This window comes from Collinsella sp. zg1085 (assembly GCF_018889955.1).
In the GTDB taxonomy this organism is placed as follows: Bacteria; Actinomycetota; Coriobacteriia; order Coriobacteriales; family Coriobacteriaceae; genus Collinsella.
The window spans coordinates 461,487-479,770 of sequence record NZ_CP076545.1 but is presented as its reverse complement, the minus strand read 5'-3'; the positions used below and the strand labels follow the sequence as shown (position 1 = coordinate 479,770).

The 18,284-nt window shown below is 49.9% G+C and carries 14 protein-coding genes and 5 tRNA genes; 1 reads left to right on the top strand and 18 read right to left on the bottom strand.

The annotated features are described in order from the left end of the window. Nucleotides 1–38: 38 nt before the first annotated feature. From KPC83_RS01965 to KPC83_RS01910, 12 genes are all read right to left on the bottom strand, one after another. Complete coding sequence (locus KPC83_RS01965) at nucleotides 39–2,207, bottom strand: UvrD-helicase domain-containing protein (RefSeq protein WP_216278902.1); 2,169 nt, start codon at nucleotides 2,205–2,207, stop codon at nucleotides 39–41. A gap of 227 nt (nucleotides 2,208–2,434) precedes the next feature. Next, on the bottom strand, nucleotides 2,435–3,145 hold the full coding sequence (gene rplA / locus KPC83_RS01960; RefSeq protein WP_216278901.1) for a 50S ribosomal protein L1: 711 nt from the start codon (nucleotides 3,143–3,145) through the stop codon (nucleotides 2,435–2,437). A gap of 85 nt (nucleotides 3,146–3,230) precedes the next feature. Then, nucleotides 3,231–3,659: a 50S ribosomal protein L11 gene (gene rplK, locus KPC83_RS01955; protein ID WP_216278900.1), complete on the bottom strand. Its 429-nt coding sequence runs from the start codon at nucleotides 3,657–3,659 to the stop codon at nucleotides 3,231–3,233. Nucleotides 3,660–3,773: 114 nt separating this feature from the next. Next, nucleotides 3,774–4,310, bottom strand: coding sequence for a transcription termination/antitermination protein NusG (gene nusG, locus KPC83_RS01950; RefSeq protein ID WP_216278899.1), 537 nt, complete (start codon nucleotides 4,308–4,310; stop codon nucleotides 3,774–3,776). 1 nt (nucleotide 4,311) lies between these two features. Continuing rightward, nucleotides 4,312–4,632, bottom strand: a complete 321-nt coding sequence (secE, locus tag KPC83_RS01945) for a preprotein translocase subunit SecE (protein ID WP_216278898.1) — start codon at nucleotides 4,630–4,632, stop codon at nucleotides 4,312–4,314. Nucleotides 4,633–4,709: 77 nt separating this feature from the next. Beyond that, nucleotides 4,710–4,785, bottom strand: a tRNA-Trp gene (locus tag KPC83_RS01940). 15 nt (nucleotides 4,786–4,800) lie between these two features. After that, complete coding sequence (gene rpmG / locus KPC83_RS01935) at nucleotides 4,801–4,950, bottom strand: 50S ribosomal protein L33 (RefSeq protein WP_216278897.1); 150 nt, start codon at nucleotides 4,948–4,950, stop codon at nucleotides 4,801–4,803. Between the two features lie 158 nt (nucleotides 4,951–5,108). Continuing rightward, entirely contained in the window at nucleotides 5,109–9,776 is a 4,668-nt protein-coding gene (locus KPC83_RS01930) for a Cna B-type domain-containing protein (protein ID WP_216278896.1), read from the bottom strand. Nucleotides 9,777–10,155: 379 nt separating this feature from the next. Further along, the gene (gene tuf, locus KPC83_RS01925; protein ID WP_216278895.1) at nucleotides 10,156–11,346 is read right to left on the bottom strand and encodes an elongation factor Tu; all 1,191 of its coding nucleotides are present in this window, start codon (nucleotides 11,344–11,346) and stop codon (nucleotides 10,156–10,158) included. 95 nt (nucleotides 11,347–11,441) lie between these two features. Then, nucleotides 11,442–11,518 (bottom strand) — tRNA-Met (locus KPC83_RS01920). Between the two features lie 3 nt (nucleotides 11,519–11,521). After that, a tRNA-Thr gene (locus tag KPC83_RS01915) sits at nucleotides 11,522–11,597 on the bottom strand. A gap of 12 nt (nucleotides 11,598–11,609) precedes the next feature. Further along, a tRNA-Tyr gene (locus tag KPC83_RS01910) sits at nucleotides 11,610–11,691 on the bottom strand. Between the two features lie 488 nt (nucleotides 11,692–12,179). On the opposite strand from KPC83_RS01910, the gene KPC83_RS01905 reads away from it, so the two are divergent. After that, nucleotides 12,180–12,254 (top strand) — tRNA-Thr (locus tag KPC83_RS01905). Between the two features lie 434 nt (nucleotides 12,255–12,688). Here KPC83_RS01905 and KPC83_RS01900 read toward each other — a convergent pair. Genes KPC83_RS01900 through disA form a run of 6 tightly spaced genes read right to left on the bottom strand, consistent with a single transcriptional unit; the run spans nucleotide 12,689 to nucleotide 18,251 of the window. Further along, on the bottom strand, nucleotides 12,689–13,396 hold the full coding sequence (locus KPC83_RS01900) for an NYN domain-containing protein (RefSeq protein WP_216278894.1): 708 nt from the start codon (nucleotides 13,394–13,396) through the stop codon (nucleotides 12,689–12,691). Nucleotides 13,397–13,407: 11 nt separating this feature from the next. After that, nucleotides 13,408–14,355 carry a 23S rRNA (guanosine(2251)-2'-O)-methyltransferase RlmB gene (gene rlmB, locus KPC83_RS01895; RefSeq protein WP_253200980.1) on the bottom strand — a complete coding sequence of 316 codons (948 nt, stop codon included), beginning with the start codon at nucleotides 14,353–14,355 and terminating at the stop codon, nucleotides 13,408–13,410. Between the two features lie 9 nt (nucleotides 14,356–14,364). After that, nucleotides 14,365–15,894, bottom strand: a complete 1,530-nt coding sequence (gene cysS, locus KPC83_RS01890) for a cysteine--tRNA ligase (RefSeq protein WP_216278893.1) — start codon at nucleotides 15,892–15,894, stop codon at nucleotides 14,365–14,367. 7 nt (nucleotides 15,895–15,901) lie between these two features. Then, a complete protein-coding gene (ispF, locus tag KPC83_RS01885) occupies nucleotides 15,902–16,384 on the bottom strand; it encodes a 2-C-methyl-D-erythritol 2,4-cyclodiphosphate synthase (protein WP_216278892.1) in 483 nt (160 codons plus the stop codon). 50 nt (nucleotides 16,385–16,434) lie between these two features. After that, nucleotides 16,435–17,181 (bottom strand): 2-C-methyl-D-erythritol 4-phosphate cytidylyltransferase, encoded by a 747-nt coding sequence (ispD, locus tag KPC83_RS01880; protein WP_216278891.1) that lies wholly within the window; start codon nucleotides 17,179–17,181, stop codon nucleotides 16,435–16,437. Then, complete coding sequence (gene disA, locus KPC83_RS01875) at nucleotides 17,181–18,251, bottom strand: DNA integrity scanning diadenylate cyclase DisA (protein ID WP_253200978.1); 1,071 nt, start codon at nucleotides 18,249–18,251, stop codon at nucleotides 17,181–17,183. Before disA ends, ispD begins: the two co-directional genes overlap by 1 nt. Nucleotides 18,252–18,284: the final 33 nt, after the last annotated feature.

Below are 18,284 nucleotides of genomic sequence, written 5' to 3'. Positions count from 1 at the left end.
CACGTGCAAACACCGCATACAAATCCTGCACGCAAATTCTATTGGCTAGCTATAACCTCTCCCCCATCCTCAGCAAGAAGCGGAGTCCAGCTACCCACTGCAAACAAACTCACCTGATGCATTGCGCGAGATATAGCGGTATACAACCTCCGACGCGCCAGCAAAGTATCTGGATAGTTCCGCTCATCAGCATCCGCAATGATAACGTGATCAAACTCAAGCCCCTTAGCCATGTCAAGCGTCATGATAACCGCGCCTGTCGCCGGCAACACCTCGTTTCGTCTTACAAAGGGCACCAAATTATCCAGCTGCTTAGCAAAGCGCGCAGCACGGCGCTGGTCATGCAATAGCACCGCAGTTAAGGTCTGAGTATCAGCCATTGCCTCTGTTAACAGAGGGCGCATATGCGCAAGCAAAGCCTCCTCTGTTTCAAAACGTAGACGCACTGCCGCTGTACCTGCACGACGCACACTTGCCAACTTAATATCTGCCTCAAGGTTTACAAGCCCGCTAAACAGCGCAGTCACCTCAGGAGAAGAACGATAGCTTGTCAGCAGACGACACACGTCAACCTGACCATGACTTGCCTCAAATATAGTCTGAATCTCTTCAAACGACGGCGTCCCCTCTCGAATAGCCTGATTGGGGTCGCCAAGCAGCAAGAAATGTGCACCAATAAAGAAGCGAGACAACACCTTAAGCTGTGCTGCTGAATAGTCTTGCACTTCATCAATCATGACATAACGAGCACGCGACGACGCACGACCCATCAAGAGCAAGCGTAGGTACAACAAATCGGTTGCTGACAAGGTCTTTAACCCCAGCACGCGCATACCCACTCGATCAAGTTTAAGCCAAGCAAGGGTATCAATCGCACGCTCCCCAGCTTCGGCAAACAATATGTCAACGTAGTTCCTTGTGAGCGTTGCCATCTCTTCATCATCAGCTGGATTAACCGCCGAGCCAATAAGGCGAATCTGCTCTTCAACATCCATGCTTTGCAGACGCTCTTGCCATACTTCATCGTGCGCAAACGAGGCAAGGCGGCGTGCTAGACGCTCGCGCAACTCATCGCTCACCAGTGTCGTAAACTGTGGACCCAAACCAAACTTGCTATGCTTATTCACCACCGCAGCAACCTGAGATGCGCTCAGAAGCGTCTCACCGTCAACCGTAATCGCACGCACGTCGCCTTCATGAAGGCAAAGACTTGGTAACGCTTGTTCAAGCTTTTCAAGATTTTTGATATCTGCATGCGAGCCGTCATCGCGGTTGCCCGCACCCTCATGCTCAATAAAAGACTGCCAAGTATAAAGCTGTGGATTTGCCTCGCCAAGCGAGGGCAACACCCCATCGATATAGTGTTCAAAGAGCTTGTTTGGCGTAAACAAATATACTTGATCTGCCGCTAAGCGCTCATGCTCGTGATAAAGCAAGTAGGCAATGCGCTGGAGCATCACCGAGGTTTTACCCGAACCCGCAATGCCTGACACCAGCATCACCGGAACATCTTCGTGGCGTACAACCTCATTTTGCTCACGCTGAATGGTCGCCGTAATAGCCTTGAGCTTTTCCGAATGATGGGAGCGCAGCGCATGTAAGAGCAACGAGTCCTCAATTGCCACCGTGGTGTCAAAATAATCTTTGAGCATATCGCGGTCGATGTCAAACTGACGACGCAACAAAAGCTCAACGGTGCGCAGCGCACCATGTACGGTGTAGGAAGTTTGTCCATTCTCTTGGTTATAGTATGTTTCTGCAATGGGATTGCGCCAGTCAACAACGAGCGGAATGTGATGGTCATCAGTTAGACCAGCAGTGCCAATATACACATCTCGTGCCGGACGGTCAGGTCGCATTTTAAGCTTGACCTTAGCAAAGTACGGCTGACGTAAAAGCAGCAAAATCTTTCTGAGCTTATCAACATTAAAGTCATGATATTGATTGTAGGTATCAATAACCAAATTAAGCGACTCAATAGCAGCGAGGGTTTCAAGCGTTTCGTCCCAGCCGGTAAAATTAGGACGAATTTCTTGGCTAAGACTCCGCAAATCTGCTGCCGCCTGCTCATGTTTTGTATCGAGCTCGTGGCTTAATTCATCACGCAACTTGAGCAAGGTTGCATAGAGCTCTGAGAGATGCTCTTGTTCTTCCTGCATTACCAAATCGTCGGTGCTGCGTGATAAATTATGCTCTGTTGCTGCCATAGTATCCCTATCGTGCGTATGTTTTGAAAGCTGCCCTTATATGAGGCTACGTCATGTCTATAGTACCCCGATGTAGCCAATTCGGGCCCTTTGCAGGCTGCTTTATCATCTGCTACACAGGCAAACTACCAAACAACCCATGCGCACTATACGCCCAAAAAAATAACCTGGTCTCGGAACTCCGAAACCAGGTTGTACAACACTAAATATAGGCGGTATATAAACCGTTACTCAGCCATAAAGTCGCGCTGAACAGCAGAATCAACCTTAACACCAGGACCCATGGTGGATGACACCGAAATGCTCTTGACGTAGCGACCCTTGGCAGATGCGGGCTTTACGCGAAGAATCTCGGTGTAGAGGGCAGCGTAGTTCTCAACGAGCTTCTCATTGTCAAAGCTCACACGACCCATAGGAACATGGCAAATGCCATAGCGGTCGGCACGATACTCAACACGGCCAGCCTTGAGCTCAGATACCATCTTGGCAACATCCATGGTTACCGTACCCAGCTTAGGGTTAGGCATAAGACCACGAGGGCCGAGAATCTTACCAATGCGACCAACCTTGGCCATCATGTTAGGAGTTGCAATGGCAGCATCAAAGTTGATATTACCAGCCTGAATGGCGGCTACCAGCTCGTCTGAGCCAACAACGTCAGCACCAGCCTCTTCTGCCTCACGAGCCTTCTCGCCCTCAGCAAACACTGCTACACGAACGGTCTTGCCCGTGCCATGAGGCAGGGAAATAGAACCACGAATGTTCTGGTCTGCTTTGCGGGTGTCAATGCCTAGGCGGAAGTGAACTTCTACCGTCTCATCAAACTTAGCTTGTGCAGCCTCTTTAACGAGCTTAATAGCAGCAAGTGGACTGTAAGCAAGGCTCCGGTCTACCTTCTCTGCAGCAGCACGATACTGCTTACCATGTTTATTAGCCATATCAATACCTCCTGTGGTACAAACGGGCTTCTTTGCCCTTCCACGTCTCACGCAGCTACCTTATGCAGCTGCGTATAAACACCTGTTATTCAGCGATGGTAACACCCATAGAACGAGCAGTACCGGCAATAATCTTTTTAGCTGCATCAATGTCATTTGCATTAAGGTCTGGCAGCTTAATCTCAGCAATCTTGGTAAGCTGCTCATCGGTTAACTGACCAACCTTCACGCTTTGCGGCGTAGAAGAGCCACCTTTAAGCTTCAGCTCCTTCTTGATGAGGTGAGCTGCAGGTGGGGTCTTGGTTACAAAGTCAAAGGAGCGATCTTCAAAGACCGAAATCTCAACGGGGATAATATCGCCCATCTTATCCTGCGTAGCGGCATTAAACGCTTGGCAGAACTGCATAATGTTAACTTGTGCAGCACCAAGAGCGGGACCTACCGGAGGAGCTGGATTAGCCTGACCTGCAGGAATTTGTAGTTTAATAACGTTAACGACCTTTTTATCTGCCATGGTCGAACCTTTCTCATACGAACGTTTAAACGTTTCAATCTATCGCATGCAAGCAGTTGAGAAGCAACGATGCTGATGAGCGGTCTGCATCGAACACCTGCGCGCAAACGTCTACTATGCAATCACTTCAATCTGATCGAAGGTTAGCTCTACTGGGGTCTCGCGACCAAAGATGAGCAAGGATACCTTCACACGACCTGCCTCGGCGTTAACCTCAGAAACCTGACCATCAAAGCCGGATAGCGGACCGTTGGTTACGCGAACCGAGGAGCCAACCTCAACATGTACAGCGGTACGCTTAGAGGCCTCGCCGGTATCAGCGCGACGCATCATCTTGTTGTACTCGTCACGCGAAAGGGGTGCAGGCTTGCCATTAGCTCCTAGAAAGCCTGTGACGCCTGGCGTGTTGCGAACGCATGTCCATGCGTCATCGTCCATCTCCATGCGCACCAGCACGTAACTTGGGAAAATCTTAGAATCCTTAACCTCACGCTTGCCACCCTCTTTAATCTCGGTGACACGCTCAGTAGGAATTTGAATATCGAAAATACGGTCTTGCATACCCATGGTCTCGATACGATGCTCAAGGTCTGCCTTGACCTTGTTTTCGTATCCTGAGTAGGTATGAACAATGTACCAGCGCTTTGACATACTAACCTCTTAGACCTGAGAAGAGTACCAAGCCCTGACTAATGGCTGTATCAAGCAGGGCAATTGCCACGCCAACAACCACAAGAGATACAACGACGGCAATTGAGTAGTTGACAAGCTCTTTTTTGCTCGGCCACACCACACGCCGCATCTCTGAACGGACGCTTGAAAGATAGCCCGTGAAGCGTGAGAACACGCCCGGCTTCTTCTGCTTCTTAGCTGCCTTTTTTGCAACAGCCTTCTTGGATTCAGCCTTAGAAGGAGCTTTCTGAGCAGAGTTCTCCTCCACTTGGGCCTTCTTTGTTGTTTTGTTTTTGGCCATCGCTCAAACCTCCGGGGCAGATATACCCTAATCCGTGAAAACCGTAAGCCTCATGATGAGGCTTACGGATTGATGACTGGCACGCCAGGAAGGACTCGAACCCTCAACACTCGGTTTTGGAGACCGATGCTCTACCAATTGAACTACTGGCGTGTGACATAGAGGAGACTAGCGTGTCTCCTTGTGCACTACGTGCTTTTGGCACCAAGGACAATACTTCTTAATCTCCATACGATCAGGCATGTTTGCCTTGTTCTTGGTCGTCGTGTAGTTACGACGCTTGCACTCAGTGCATGCAAGGGTAACCATTGTACGCATGTAACCTCCCGTAGACAGGCACTGACGCGTGCATCGCAGACAGTGCAGTAGAGAACTCTATCAGTGGGCAAAATACCCTGTCAAGCTAAAAGTTGCAACACCTTGAAGATTGACAAAAGAACCACGCAAACAAACTGCTTGCGTGGTTCACGGCTAATCTATCGCTTATTACGGCGATGAATTGCGATGGTAGACAAACCCAGACCACCAACTGAAAGCAGTGCTGTGATGGCGAGCGCCATATCACCGGTTGAAGGCAATGCTTTCTGAGTTTTGCGCGTTTTCTTCTTAAGCACAGGCGGTTTAGAGTCTTGCGGCTTGGGTGTAGGCGCAGGGCTCGGGCTAGGCTCAGGGTTGGGGTTAGGAGCCGGTTGAGGTTCTGGGTTTGGATGAGGCATCGGCTCAGGCTCGGGCTCAGGTGTCGGAGGCGGAGTTTGCTCTGGAGCCGTGTTGGTAATTGTCACCGTGTGATTATCATCACTCAGTTCATATCCTACCGTGAACTCAGTACCTTCCAGCGTAATCTTACCGCCCTGCTCTCCTACCTCGGCAACGGTGTAGGTGTAGGCCTTAGTGGAGTTTGCAGCTGCTTGAACGGGTAGCTGGTCAAAGCGATGTGTCCAGTTGTTAGTAGCTGAGAGCTCAACAGGGTCACCTTGTGCTACACCATCGCGCATGAGTTGCACCTTGATGGGAGCAGTAGCAGTGGTTCTCTCCCAGCGCTTAACAACAGTTAAAGAAGTAGTTGCCGGAGTGATAGGTGTTGAGGAAAGCTCACGGGTATTGGTAATGGTAAAACCATCTGCTGCACTGCCACCATAACTTACCTTAAACTTCTTGTCGCCTAAAGTTAGAGAGCCGTCAGTCTCTCCCACTTCTTTAACGGTGTAGGTAATAGCTGTATCAGCATCTTCTTTAAGCTCTGCTGCTGGCAAATCCTTGAATGTATAGCTCCACTGATTTGTATCATTAAGCGTCACAGAAGAACCTATATTAGTTCCATCTGCTCGCTGAAGCTGAATAGATACTGGGCTTTTGTCAGCCTCTGATGCCCTCCATGTCTTAGTTACCTTGATAGCAGTATGCAAGGTATTAACAAAGGTAAAGCCATTCTCCGCGTTTCCTTGAATCTCGCTTGCGTAACCTGCGACCGGGCGCTCCTGCACGGTATAGGCAATGGTAGAACCGTCCTCTGCATAGGTTGGCAAGCCTTCAAAACTATATTGCCAATTTGTAGCCGCACTTATATGAGCCACTTTCTCGGTGACCTGACCGTTGGCTAGTAGTTGCACTTCGACTTCTTGCGGGCGTGTATTTTGGGCATTTGCACCATCTACCCATGTTTTATTAACAGTAATGCTCTTGGTGGGGTTATCCATAGTATTCGTGATAAGCACACTGCGATTATTTGCAGTAGTTGTATACGCCACAGCAAAGCTATGATTTCCTAGCGTAATCTTACCGCCTTGCTCTCCTACCTCGGCAACGGTGTAGGTGTAGGCCTTAGTGGAGTTTGCAGCTGCTTGAACGGGTAGCTGGTCAAAGCGATGTGTCCAGTTGTTAGTAGCTGAGAGCTCAACAGGGTCACCTTGTGCTACACCATCGCGCATGAGTTGCACCTTGATGGGAGCAGTAGCAGTGGTTCTCTCCCAGCGCTTAACAACAGTTAAAGAAGTAGTTGCCGGAGTGATAGGTGTTGAGGAAAGCTCACGGGTATTGGTAATGGTAAAACCATCTGCTGCACTGCCACCATAACTTACCTTAAACTTCTTGTCGCCTAAGGTTAGAGAGCCGTCAGTCTCTCCCACTTCTTTAACGGTGTAGGTATAAGCCACTCGACCGCTATCACTCATACCTGCATGAGGAAGAGACGTAAAGTCATAGGTCCATTGGCTATCTTCATTTACCGTAACCGGATTTCCATAAGCAACACCGTTTTGCATGAGCTGCACCTGAACAGGAGTTTTATCGGAATTAGGAGCTTGCCAGTGCTTAGTAACTTTTAAGTTAATGATACGTTGGTTAGTAACGGTAAAACTCGTAACATTACCGTTTACTTCAGGCTCGGAGACTTCGCTGCTATACATCTTTCCGCCGAGCGTTATCACTCCGTTCGCAGCACCTTTTTCTTCTATGCGATAGTTATATGCAGAGCCATCAGACTTGAAACGTGGCAAATTCTCAAAGCGCACCCGCTCAGTTGAGTTTGCAGACAAAGTTTTTTCTTGCTCTGCAGCACCACCTTTGAGTACAAACGTGACATCTTGCTTATCGGCATCCAAAGTGTCTTGCCACGTCTTTCCAACTTCAACCGTCATGAGTGCATCATACACCGCATAGGTATGAAGCGTGTTATGAGACGCTGGATTGATGATGTCAGTCACTTCATCAGGAATAGACCAGCTCGCTCTAAATGTTGCCGTCTCAAAGGGATAGACATCGCTATCGGCTGGTGTATGCGTTGCTACATCATAAAGCGGCTTGCCTAAAGCAGCATCGGTATACCAGTTTCGGAAGGTATATCGCACATTATTGATGCTCAGTTCAGGCTTTGCCTCAAGCACGGTAAGGTCAGTAGCCGGCTTATCATTGAGTGAAACTTTATGAGGCGCGTAGAACGTATAGGTCTGCTCGCGCTTTTGACCGGTTGTGTCTGCAACGCCCGCTTCAATCGTGGCATCAGCATGATTGGTGTGATAGGTCATCACAGCACGCTGTCCAAGCACTGCCGTCTTAGTCTCGGGGTTATATACATAGTCCCATAGCGCCGGTTTTATATGGTCGCTAAAGGCAGCAATCTTATCTTGAGCAACCGTCTTTGAAACATAGTGAAGCGACTTTGCATCATTCGGTGTGAGCTCATAAGCCGCTACGCCATCAGGCATATAACTTGCTGTTAAGTCGCCTGCAACAACACCACGAGCAACCACATATCCAAGATGACGATGCGCAGGCTCTCCAAACAGCTTTGAAAACTGCGAGCCACCAGGATTATTTTCTGTCTCACTAATTGAAATATTGAGCTGTGACGTGCGCGCACCAGATAGTAAAACAGCCGACTGCCCATTAATAACACGCACATCTGCACGTGCATTCGTATCAAAGCGAGCATCAGAGCCAATAATAACATCACGCTTTGCGTAAATGGTGCCACCAGAGTGCTCGCCGCTAGAGAGCTCGTGGTTGCCACCGGCAAAAAGTGTATCTGTTGTCTTGGTATTATTCTTCAGAACTGCGGAATGTACATTGAGATACCCGTCATTAAAGATACCGCCCACCATCTGAGTGGCACTATTATTTTGAATAGTTGCCCCATCAATCAGGGTTACTTTTCCCTTATTAAAAATGGCTCCTGCATAATTAGCTTGCATATTTGCTATAGAGCCACCCGACATAACAAGCTCAGAGCCCTCAGATATATACATGCCAGCACCTGCAGCTTTTGCATCCCATGTATAGGCGCGAGCATCATTGAGGTTGGTTTTGTACATATTGAGCTTAACCGTTGTATGCCCAAACGCATCATTAGGTTCACCACCAACACGATGTCCAACCGCAATTACGCCTCCAACGTGGTCGGTTGTAAAGCCAGTAAAGTTGGTGTTTCTAATTTCGGCAACTACACTGCAGCCATTCTCAAAGGCAAGCGCACCACCATATTTGGCAGAGCTTCTCCATGCTTCATTCCAGCCAACGCCATTTCCCAATAACGTTGATTCGAGGAGCTTAAACTCACCGGTACCCACCACGTCTATGTGTCCACCAGCAAAGCTTACCGATGGTGTATTTTGCATCGAAAAATGAGAACGCTCAACCGTAAGATATGAGCTCTCAGACATAATGGCGCCACCCGATGTTCCAAAATATCCACTTGTGACGGGCGCTGTTGGCAGTACCTTTCCAATCAGCTTAAATGTAGAATCCTGAACCTTAAAATGATTGCCAGACTGACCTGACTCTTGAAATTTAATAGCGCCACCAGTATCAAAGCCGCCTTTTACAACAAAGTCTGCATTGCGAATAACACCATTTGACTCGGTAATCTCAAGAGCGCCGCCTTGCAAGCCGCCTCTATTTGCCGCCGCCATATAATTGTGATTGCCATCAAACCGTGTACGGGTTGCTCCTGTCTCGTTCATTTTAAGTGTTGAAACCTCAAGCTTGATGGCACCGCCCTCACCGTAGTAGACGCCACCCTCATTACCGCCAGAATAGTTATCTATAAATGAGCCACCGGTTATAGTAACGCTTGACGCACCAGCATAAATTGCACCGCCATGTGTATTGATAGCAGGCTGTTTATCAGGCTCCTGAACAGGAGCAGCGTGCTTGGTGTGATTGTTGGTAAAGTTTGTATTAACCAAATTGATAGTAGCATGATTTGCCCAAATGGCTCCGCCTTGATAGCGCTGCTCATTTGTACCGTTAACCAACTTCTTTTCAAAACTATCTGTTGACCCGTTGGTGAGCGTGGAACTATCAATTGAAAGACTAGACCCATCGAGGGTCTCTATCAAACGACCATGCTGCTGTCCATCAAGCGTTCCCCCAACCAGCTTAAGGTGAGCCCCCGAGGAGATAACGAACATGGAGTTTACACCCTCAGCAAGGTTCAAACGCTCAACATTCATGGTAACGGTACCCTGCGTAATCATTAGAGACTGGGTGATGGTGATGGTACCTGTAGTAGTAATCTCAGTTTCACCTGAGGCAAGAGCTTGGCGCAATTCTGCCTCTGATGTTACGGTTGATGCAGCGTGAGCTGGTTGTATGCCCAACAAACTTATGCAGAGGACAAACATAAGGGCAAAAAGGCTACGTTTCACAGGTGCTCCCTTTTTCTGTAACTCATCATGAAAATAAATTGTCCTGAAATATACTATAGTTATTCATTTTTTAAAACAAAATAAACAACTACAAGGCATTTCTTAATAAGAACAATATCAAAACCTAACATATAGTTCTATAGTAATTTGCGTGCTTAAGCCATCTTATGTTATTCAAATAATCAAAACTCTGGTGTAGATAAATCGACATGAAAAAGCTGCTTAGCTTTGCCGATGCCATCATTTAATATGGGTTTTAATTATTAAATATATACCTCAATGCAGGCGCGTATTTCTGGCCTTCCATTGCGAAAACAAAAAAAGCCGGTGCCCAAACGGACACCGGCTTACAAAACTTATTGCATAGACGCAGCTAAGCTTAGGCCTCAATTTTAGAAACGATACCTGAACCTACGGTGTGACCACCCTCACGGATAGCGAAGCGTACGCCCTCCTCCATAGCAATGCCGTGGATGAGCTCAGCCTCGATGGTTACGTGGTCGCCAGGCATAGCCATCTCAGTGCCCTCAGGCAGCTTAATGGTGCCAGTTACGTCCGTAGTACGGAAGTAGAACTGAGGACGATAGTTGGAGAAGAACGGCGTGTGACGGCCACCCTCGTCCTTGGTGAGAACATAAATCTCAGCGGTGAACTTGGTGTGTGGAGTTACTGAACCCGGCTTGCAGAGAACCTGACCGCGCTCGATGTCCTCGCGCTTAACACCACGGAGCAGAATACCAACGTTGTCGCCTGCCTCGCAGAAGTCCATGGACTTACGGAACATCTCGATACCAGTAGCAACGGAGTTGGAAGTCTCCTTGATACCAACAATCTCGACAGGGTCGTTGAGGCGAAGCTCGCCGCGCTCAACACGACCGGTAGCAACGGTACCACGACCAGAAATGGTCATAGTGTCCTCGATAGCCATCAAGAATGGCTTATCGTTGTCGCGCTCAGGAGTGGGGATGTACTCGTCAACAGCGTTCATGAGCTCACGGATGGAGTCAGCCCACTTCTCCTCGCCGTTGAGAGCGCCCAAAGCGGAGCCACGTACAACAGGGATGTCGTCGCCAGGGAACTCGTTCTCAGAGAGGAGCTCACGAGTCTCCATCTCAACGAGGTCAATAAGCTCCTCGTCATCAACCATGTCGCACTTGTTCAGGAAGACAACGATGTAAGGTACGCCTACCTGACGAGCGAGCAGGATGTGCTCACGAGTCTGAGCCATAGGGCCGTCAGTAGCAGCAATTACGAGAATTGCGCCGTCCATCTGAGCAGCACCAGAAATCATGTTCTTAACGTAGTCGGCGTGGCCGGGGCAGTCAACGTGAGCATAGTGGCGGGGAGCCGTCTCATACTCTACGTGAGCAACGGAAATGGTAATACCACGCTCGCGCTCCTCGGGAGCCTTGTCAATGTTCTCAAAGGCGGTGAAGTCTGCCTTGCAGCCCTCAGTCTCGGAGAGAACCTTGGTGATGGCGGCCGTCAGGGTAGTCTTACCATGATCGACGTGGCCGATGGTGCCGATGTTAACATGCGGCTTAGTGCGCTCGAACTTTTCCTTGGCCATAAAGCCTCCTCCTTCAAAGGTCGTCCCCTTATGGGACTTTGCCTCTAACCCTAAGTGACCCAACCGGATTACCGAAAGGGCCACTTCTGATACCTTGGTAGCGGTGACTGGATTCGAACCAGTGACGCCACGGGTATGAACCGTGTGCTCTAACCAACTGAGCTACACCGCCAAATGGAGCCTGCGACCGGACTTGAACCGGTGACCTCTTCGTTACCAACGAAGTGCTCTACCGACTGAGCTACACAGGCGCTTATACGGGGTGGGAGCGCAAGGATTCGAACCTTGGTAGGCATAGCCAACGGGTTTACAGCCCGTCCCCATTAACCACTCGGGCACACTCCCATTTCGTACAAGACTTGCTCATGCTCAGCTTTTTGCCGGCGCTCGCAAGCAGAAGAATAGTACGACGCTCATAGTTCAGATGTCAACCGAATTTCTCTAATCCACGGGCTCGGGCGTTTCCCTTGTGTAGTTGAGTTGTATTTCACAGCCTCTGAGCTGCGCAATTGGAATTTTGATAAAGCAGTTTTTCTGCATGTAGATTGCTTTGTGCATACGATATTCACATTCGTGTTAAATGAATGTAATGGATACACCGATGCAGACTCTATCTTGTTGGAACCCATGGTGGGGCATTTGTATCTTACTGTACGGCAATCCCAGTCTCATTTCGTGCTGGTGCTACCCTTCTATTCTTCTGTGCTTTGCGCTTTACACTTTGACATATTGCGGTTAGAAACTACTTTAAGCCTCTCTAATGATTTCTACAGGGTCCACTTCAATATGCGGTATTGCAAAACGTCATCAACTCATATAAGCTACCGTAGCGCGCCAGCGTGGCTCAACGGTAGAGCAACTGATTTGTAATCAGTGGGTTGCGGGTTCGATTCCTGTCGCTGGCTCCAGTAAATCTAAGACCCAGTTCACCTATGCTGAACTGGGTTTTTTGCTAGAAAGCACCCTTTAGACAGGAATTGAACCCGCGAGAGGGCGCGAAGCTGAGAAAATGCGTAAGCTATTTTCCAGCGAAGCGCGCAAGCCAGCCAAAGGCTGGCGCAGCGACTCACGCGGTATTTATACCGCGTGTCGATTCCTGTCGCTGGCTCCAGTAAATCTAAGACCCAGTTCACCTATGCTGAACTGGGTTTTTTGCTAGAAAGCACCCTTTAGACAGGAATTGAACCCGCGAGAGGGCGCGAAGCTGAGAAAATGCGTAAGCTATTTTCCAGCGAAGCGCGCAAGCCAGCCAAAGGCTGGCGCAGCGACTCACGCGGTATTTATACCGCGTGTCGATTCCTGTCGCTGGCTCCAGTAAAGCTAAGACCCAGCTGCATACACCCTAGCTAAGCGACTGTTTACGGTGTCCTAAAGCCTCAAGTTGGGTGCGAATCTTTGGAGACAAACGGCTGCCCAGCGTTAATTTCATGTTAGGTGCCTCAGCCTGCACGCGCTCAATTTCGTGCTCGATATGCCCAATCTCCTCAACGAGCATACGAGCCGAAATGCGCGTTACCCCTTTTCCCATCACGGTTGCCTGAATAACGCCATCGCTTGTTACTACCGAACATGCGCGACCACATTCCCGTGCCTCACGGCACAGCTGCTGTATCACCGTATCGGCTGATACACCTGTGGGTGAATACTCAATCCGAATACCCGCCTGAGACAGATTAGGTCGTTCGGCGTTCACATTACCTGCACCATCAAAGACGATAACTGCCTCATAGCTCCCTTGAGCAAAAGCTGCAACATCAGCGATAAGCGCTGTTCGCGCCGCATCATAGCGGTCTGTTGAAAACGGGTGGTCCCCCTCATCAAACATAAGCTGCTCATATTTAGGTGTTGCATGAATAATGTTGTAGCCATCAACCACCAATAGCTCAGGTAAGCCTGATGCCGAGACACCGCGGTCAGGCATAACAGGCTCATGTGTTCCAAGAGCAGCAAAGGCGTTACCCGCGCCATAGGTTGAGCTTGTCACAGCATCGCGCACTGAGCCCTCACCAAAGCGCTTGGCCTTTGCTTTTGCCCTATTCTTCTTGGTCATGACGCTACCTGCTACTCCCCTATTTTTAACTCATGCGCATTAGTGCGCAGCCACTCATAGCAAAGCACTGTTGCTGCCTGAGCAACGTTTAAGCTTTCGGTCTGACCACGCTGCGGGAGCTTTACCAAACTATCGCATCGCTCTTGAATAAGACGCGCAATACCATCTCCCTCAGAACCCATAACCAGGGCAATGCGCCCAGTTAATGGCTCGTCCCAGCAAGTTGCATGAGCATGTTCAGACGCGCCTACCACCCAAAAACCAGCCTCTTGCAAGGCCTCAAGCGCCTGTGCGATATTGGGTACGCGAGCAACGGGTAGATGCATAACCGCACCAGCAGAAGTCTTAAAGGTGCCAGTGCCTACACCTGCCGCGCGTTTTTGTGCAATGACAACACCTGCTGCGCCCACCACCTCAGCCGAGCGAATAATTGCCCCAAGGTTTCCTTCATCGGTCACGTGGTCAAGCACCACCACAAGCGATGCTCCAGTACCTGAAGCTGCAAGCACATCAGCTATATCAGCATAGGGAAATTCGCCTATTTCAAGACAAATCCCCTGGTGAGCACCGTGACTCGAAAGCTCATCTAGCACGTGGCGCTCACAGATTTCAACACGCACACCCGCCGCTTGAAAACCCGTCATCAGCAAAGCAAGTGCACTCTCTTGTCCTGCCGCCACCAGCACCCGCCGCACCGGAAAACCAAGCTTCAAGGCTTCTTCTGCAGCACGACGACCTTCAATGTAGAGACCTTGTAGACGCGACTTATCGCGGTCCCGAACTTTTCTTTGAACCTGCCCAGCACCTTGGCTGTACAACTTACCCATCATTCGAGCGTCTTTTGCGCCCTGAGCAGCGCGAGGTCCTTGCTTTGCTCGACGTTCGCGCGGCTGTTCACGCCTGATTGAAGCACTTCGATGAGATTGCTCAGACCGGTTGCGTTTTGAATCTCTGGACACAGCCGCTCCCTATGCTCGCTTAAGACGAGAACCCGTGGCGGTATCCTCAACAACTACACCTACACCAGCAAGCTCATTGCGTATAGCATCGGCGCGTGACCAATCCTTATCTGCTCGCGCTTCAGAGCGAGCCTTGAGCAAAGCGGTAGCGGCAGCATCTATATCGGTGCCTGCAAAGCCCAGCAAGCGCTTGGCAAGCCCCACCAACTCATGCGGAAGCTCCTCTTCTCGCACCGACACTTCAATGCCTAAGGTTGCAAATCGGTCCAGCAAAATATCAGCCGCCTGCTCGCAGAGCGACGCATCAAAAAATCTTGCAGTCTCTAAATAGCTATTTGCTGCATTTACCAGTGAGAACAAAGCCGCTACAGCACCTGCAGTATTAAAGTCATCATTCATATGAGATTCAAAGTCTGCGCAAGCGCACTCACAGGCACGCTGCAACTCAGACGCCGCCTCACTAGTTGTGCTCAAAACATCGCAAGCGCCTGTTGCATCGCCATCAGCCAGCGAAGAGTGCTCGATGAACGTGCTATCATCTTGTGCCTTATGCGCTGCCCAGCGCAGATTTTCAACACTTGTTGCCACACGCGCCAATGAGTTTTCGGCACCAGCCAGGCGCTCCCAAGAAAAATCGAGTGGTGAACGATAGTGTGTCTGCGCCATCAGCAAGCGCAGTGCCGCACCTGAATGTTTTTCAAGCACCTCAGCCAGCGTATAGAAATTTCCCAGACTTTTTGACATTTTTTCGCCATCAACCAACAACATGCCGGTGTGCATCCAGATATTGGCAAAGCCAGCATGCCATGCGCAGTGTGCCTGTGCACATTCGTTTTCATGGTGCGGGAACGCTAAATCAGACCCCCCTCCATGGATGTCTATTGGCACGCCTAAATAACGATGCACCATAGCTGCACATTCAGTGTGCCAGCCTGGACGACCAGCGCCCCACGGACTTGGCCAGCTCGGCTCACCAGGCTTTGCTGCCTTCCAAAGCGCAAAGTCGAGCGGGTCGCGCTTATCCTCATTCTCCTCAATACGCGCACCCACCATAAGGTCATCAATCTTGCGACCTGATACCTCACCATAGCGCTCGTCGCTACGCACCGAGAAATACACGTCACCGTTTTCTGCCGCATAGGCATGACCTTGTTCAATAAGACTTTTAATCATGCCAATCATAGGACCAATTTCTTTTGTTGCACGCGGCCGGATATCAGGGTCAAGCACATTAACCGCGCGCATAACCTCAATAAAGCGCTGAGAAAACTCTTCGGCTACCGCTTCTGATGTGCGCCCTTGCTCGTTTGCTCGATTGATAATCTTGTCGTCAACATCCGTTAGATTTTGCGCAAAACTCACCTCATAACCAGAGGCTATCAACCACCGCCGAATAACATCAAAACTAATGAAGGTCCGCGCGTTGCCAATATGAATATTATCATAGACCGTAGGGCCACAGACATACATGCGCACCCGACCCGAATCGATGGGCTTAAAATCAGTCTTGCTATGTGTTTGCGACGAATAAATGCGCATGATTCTCCTAACGTTTCTCTAGCAAACAAACAGCCCAAGCACCAATGCCGAGCCCTTGACCTTCCCAGCCAAGCTGTTCAGTTGTGGTAGCTTTTACCCCGACCTGCTCAAGGGATACACCCATAGCACGCGCAAGATTAGCGCGCATTTGATAGCGATGAGGTGAAAGTTTGGGCTGCTCACAGGCAAGTGTGCAATCAGCATCTACCAGCTCAAAACCGAGGCTGCGCACATGCTGCATAACCGATGCCAAAAGTACCAGTGAGTCAGCATCTTTATAAGCAGCATCGGTATCGGGAAATAACTTGCCAATATCACCCGCACGCGCTGCCCCCAAAATTGCATCAGACAAGGCATGTGCAAGCACATCGGCATCGCTGTGTCCAAGTAAACCCAAGTTATAAGGAATATGAACGCCACCTAAAACGAGAGGTCGCCCTTCAACGAGTTGGTGTACGTCATATCCATGCCCTATGCGCAAGCTGCCCATATATCCCCTTATTAGACGTAAACAATACTGGACATCATAGCGCAGCTGCACTAGCCAAGGCGAGGAAACATACCTGTGTCTTGCACGCTCTCAGCGTCTGCCATGCGACCCAACAAAATAGCTGTCACAGGGCGCAAATCCTCCGGTACGGTCACTTTAAGGTTATCGCGCGGGCTTTGCACGCAAAGCACCGAGCCGCCCGCACGTTCTACCAGAGAAGAGTCATCGGTTCCTGTAAATCCCTCAGCAAGCGCTGCCTCATGAGCTGAGCGAATAGCGTCGATGCTAAAAATCTGCGGTGTCTGAGCTGCCCAAAAAAGTTTTCGGGGTGGAGTCTCTTGAATGCGTGCTCCCTCAACAATTTTTAAGGTATCAATAGCCGGCTGTCCACATACAACGCCATCGAGGCCAGGCGTATCGAGAAGCACGCTAATCGCTGCATTAATTGACTCTGTGGTAATGAGCGGGCGTGCTCCATCGTGAATGGCTACATATTGAAAACCCTCTGGCACCACATCAACTGCCGCACGCGTAGAATCCTGCCGTGTTTCGCCCGAATCTGCAAAGGTGATTGGCGTATGAATCTCATACGGCTCGATTGCCGCATGATACATATCTGCACGACGGCGTGGGGGACATACCACTACGATATGCTCAACGTAAGCAGAGCGGTCAAAAGCCAAAATTGACCACGTCATCAGCGGCTTTCCCGCAACGTTTACCAGCTGTTTGCCGCCGGGATTGCCAAAGCGCGAGCCAGTGCCACCTGCCGCTATAACGGCGCACACGCGCGACATTAAGCGCCCACCTGAGGCTTACCATCGCGCATGCGATACAGGCTATCGGCTAAAATTGCTGGATTATTAACACCAAAGTCACCCAGACGCTCAGGGTCGTTGCGAATATCATCCATAAGGTCTTGCAAAGAACCATACTCATCAACAATGCGCTCAGCAACGCCCTCACGCACCACTGAAACACGCGACAAGGTACGCAGACCCAACGGGGTGAGCACCGAGTCCTCGTCCAGGTTATCAAAGCCCAGTACCTCAGCTACACGCCGTGGATTTGTAAGCTCACGTGCCGGCATTGCCCAGAACTCGTCGCGAATACGCGCTGCATGTTCCTCAGAGGAATCTGCCGCATAATCTCGAATCATGAGATTATATTCATCTTCCATAGTAGAACCGGCTAGCTGCTCAAGCTGTAGGCGTACCAGTTTGCCCTGCGTTCCCAGCTTAACGATTAAATCTTCCAGACCCAATTTTGCCTGCTGCATAATCTCAAAACTCGAAAAAATATCAGTAATATCGGCTAGTGTAACGTAGTCATCAAGCTCAAGGGCGGTTAAGCGTAGCAGCGAGCGATCAAGTGCGGCGCGCGTAGTTTGAAGAGTTGCAATAAGCTGATTAACCGATGCCATAAGCGCACTCACCGGCTGCAACTCATAGCTCTTACCATGCACATAAATATTAACCACCGCACGGCGCGACGAAACCGAAATGATAATGGCGTCGGTGAGCACCGACATGCGCGCAGCGGTGCGATGACGCATACCCGTCTCACTTGTTACCAGTGAAGCATCAGGGTTTAGATGAAAATTGGCACGTAGAATTTGCGTGAGGTCACTATCAATAACAATAGCGCCGTCCATTTTTGAAAGCTCAAACAAGCGGTTTGCCGTAAAGGAAATATTGAGAGGAAAGCCGTCATTGCCTGCGGCAAGCACGTGCTCGGTATCTCCCACACAAATAAGAGCACCTAGATGTCCAGCGATAATCATGTCAAGTGCTGTGCGAATGGGCTGCCCGGGGGCAGTCAGACGAATTGCCTCTTGCATTTTTTTCTGGGCATCACTCAATTCCATATCAATGCTCCTGCCACCGTCAATAAACAGACC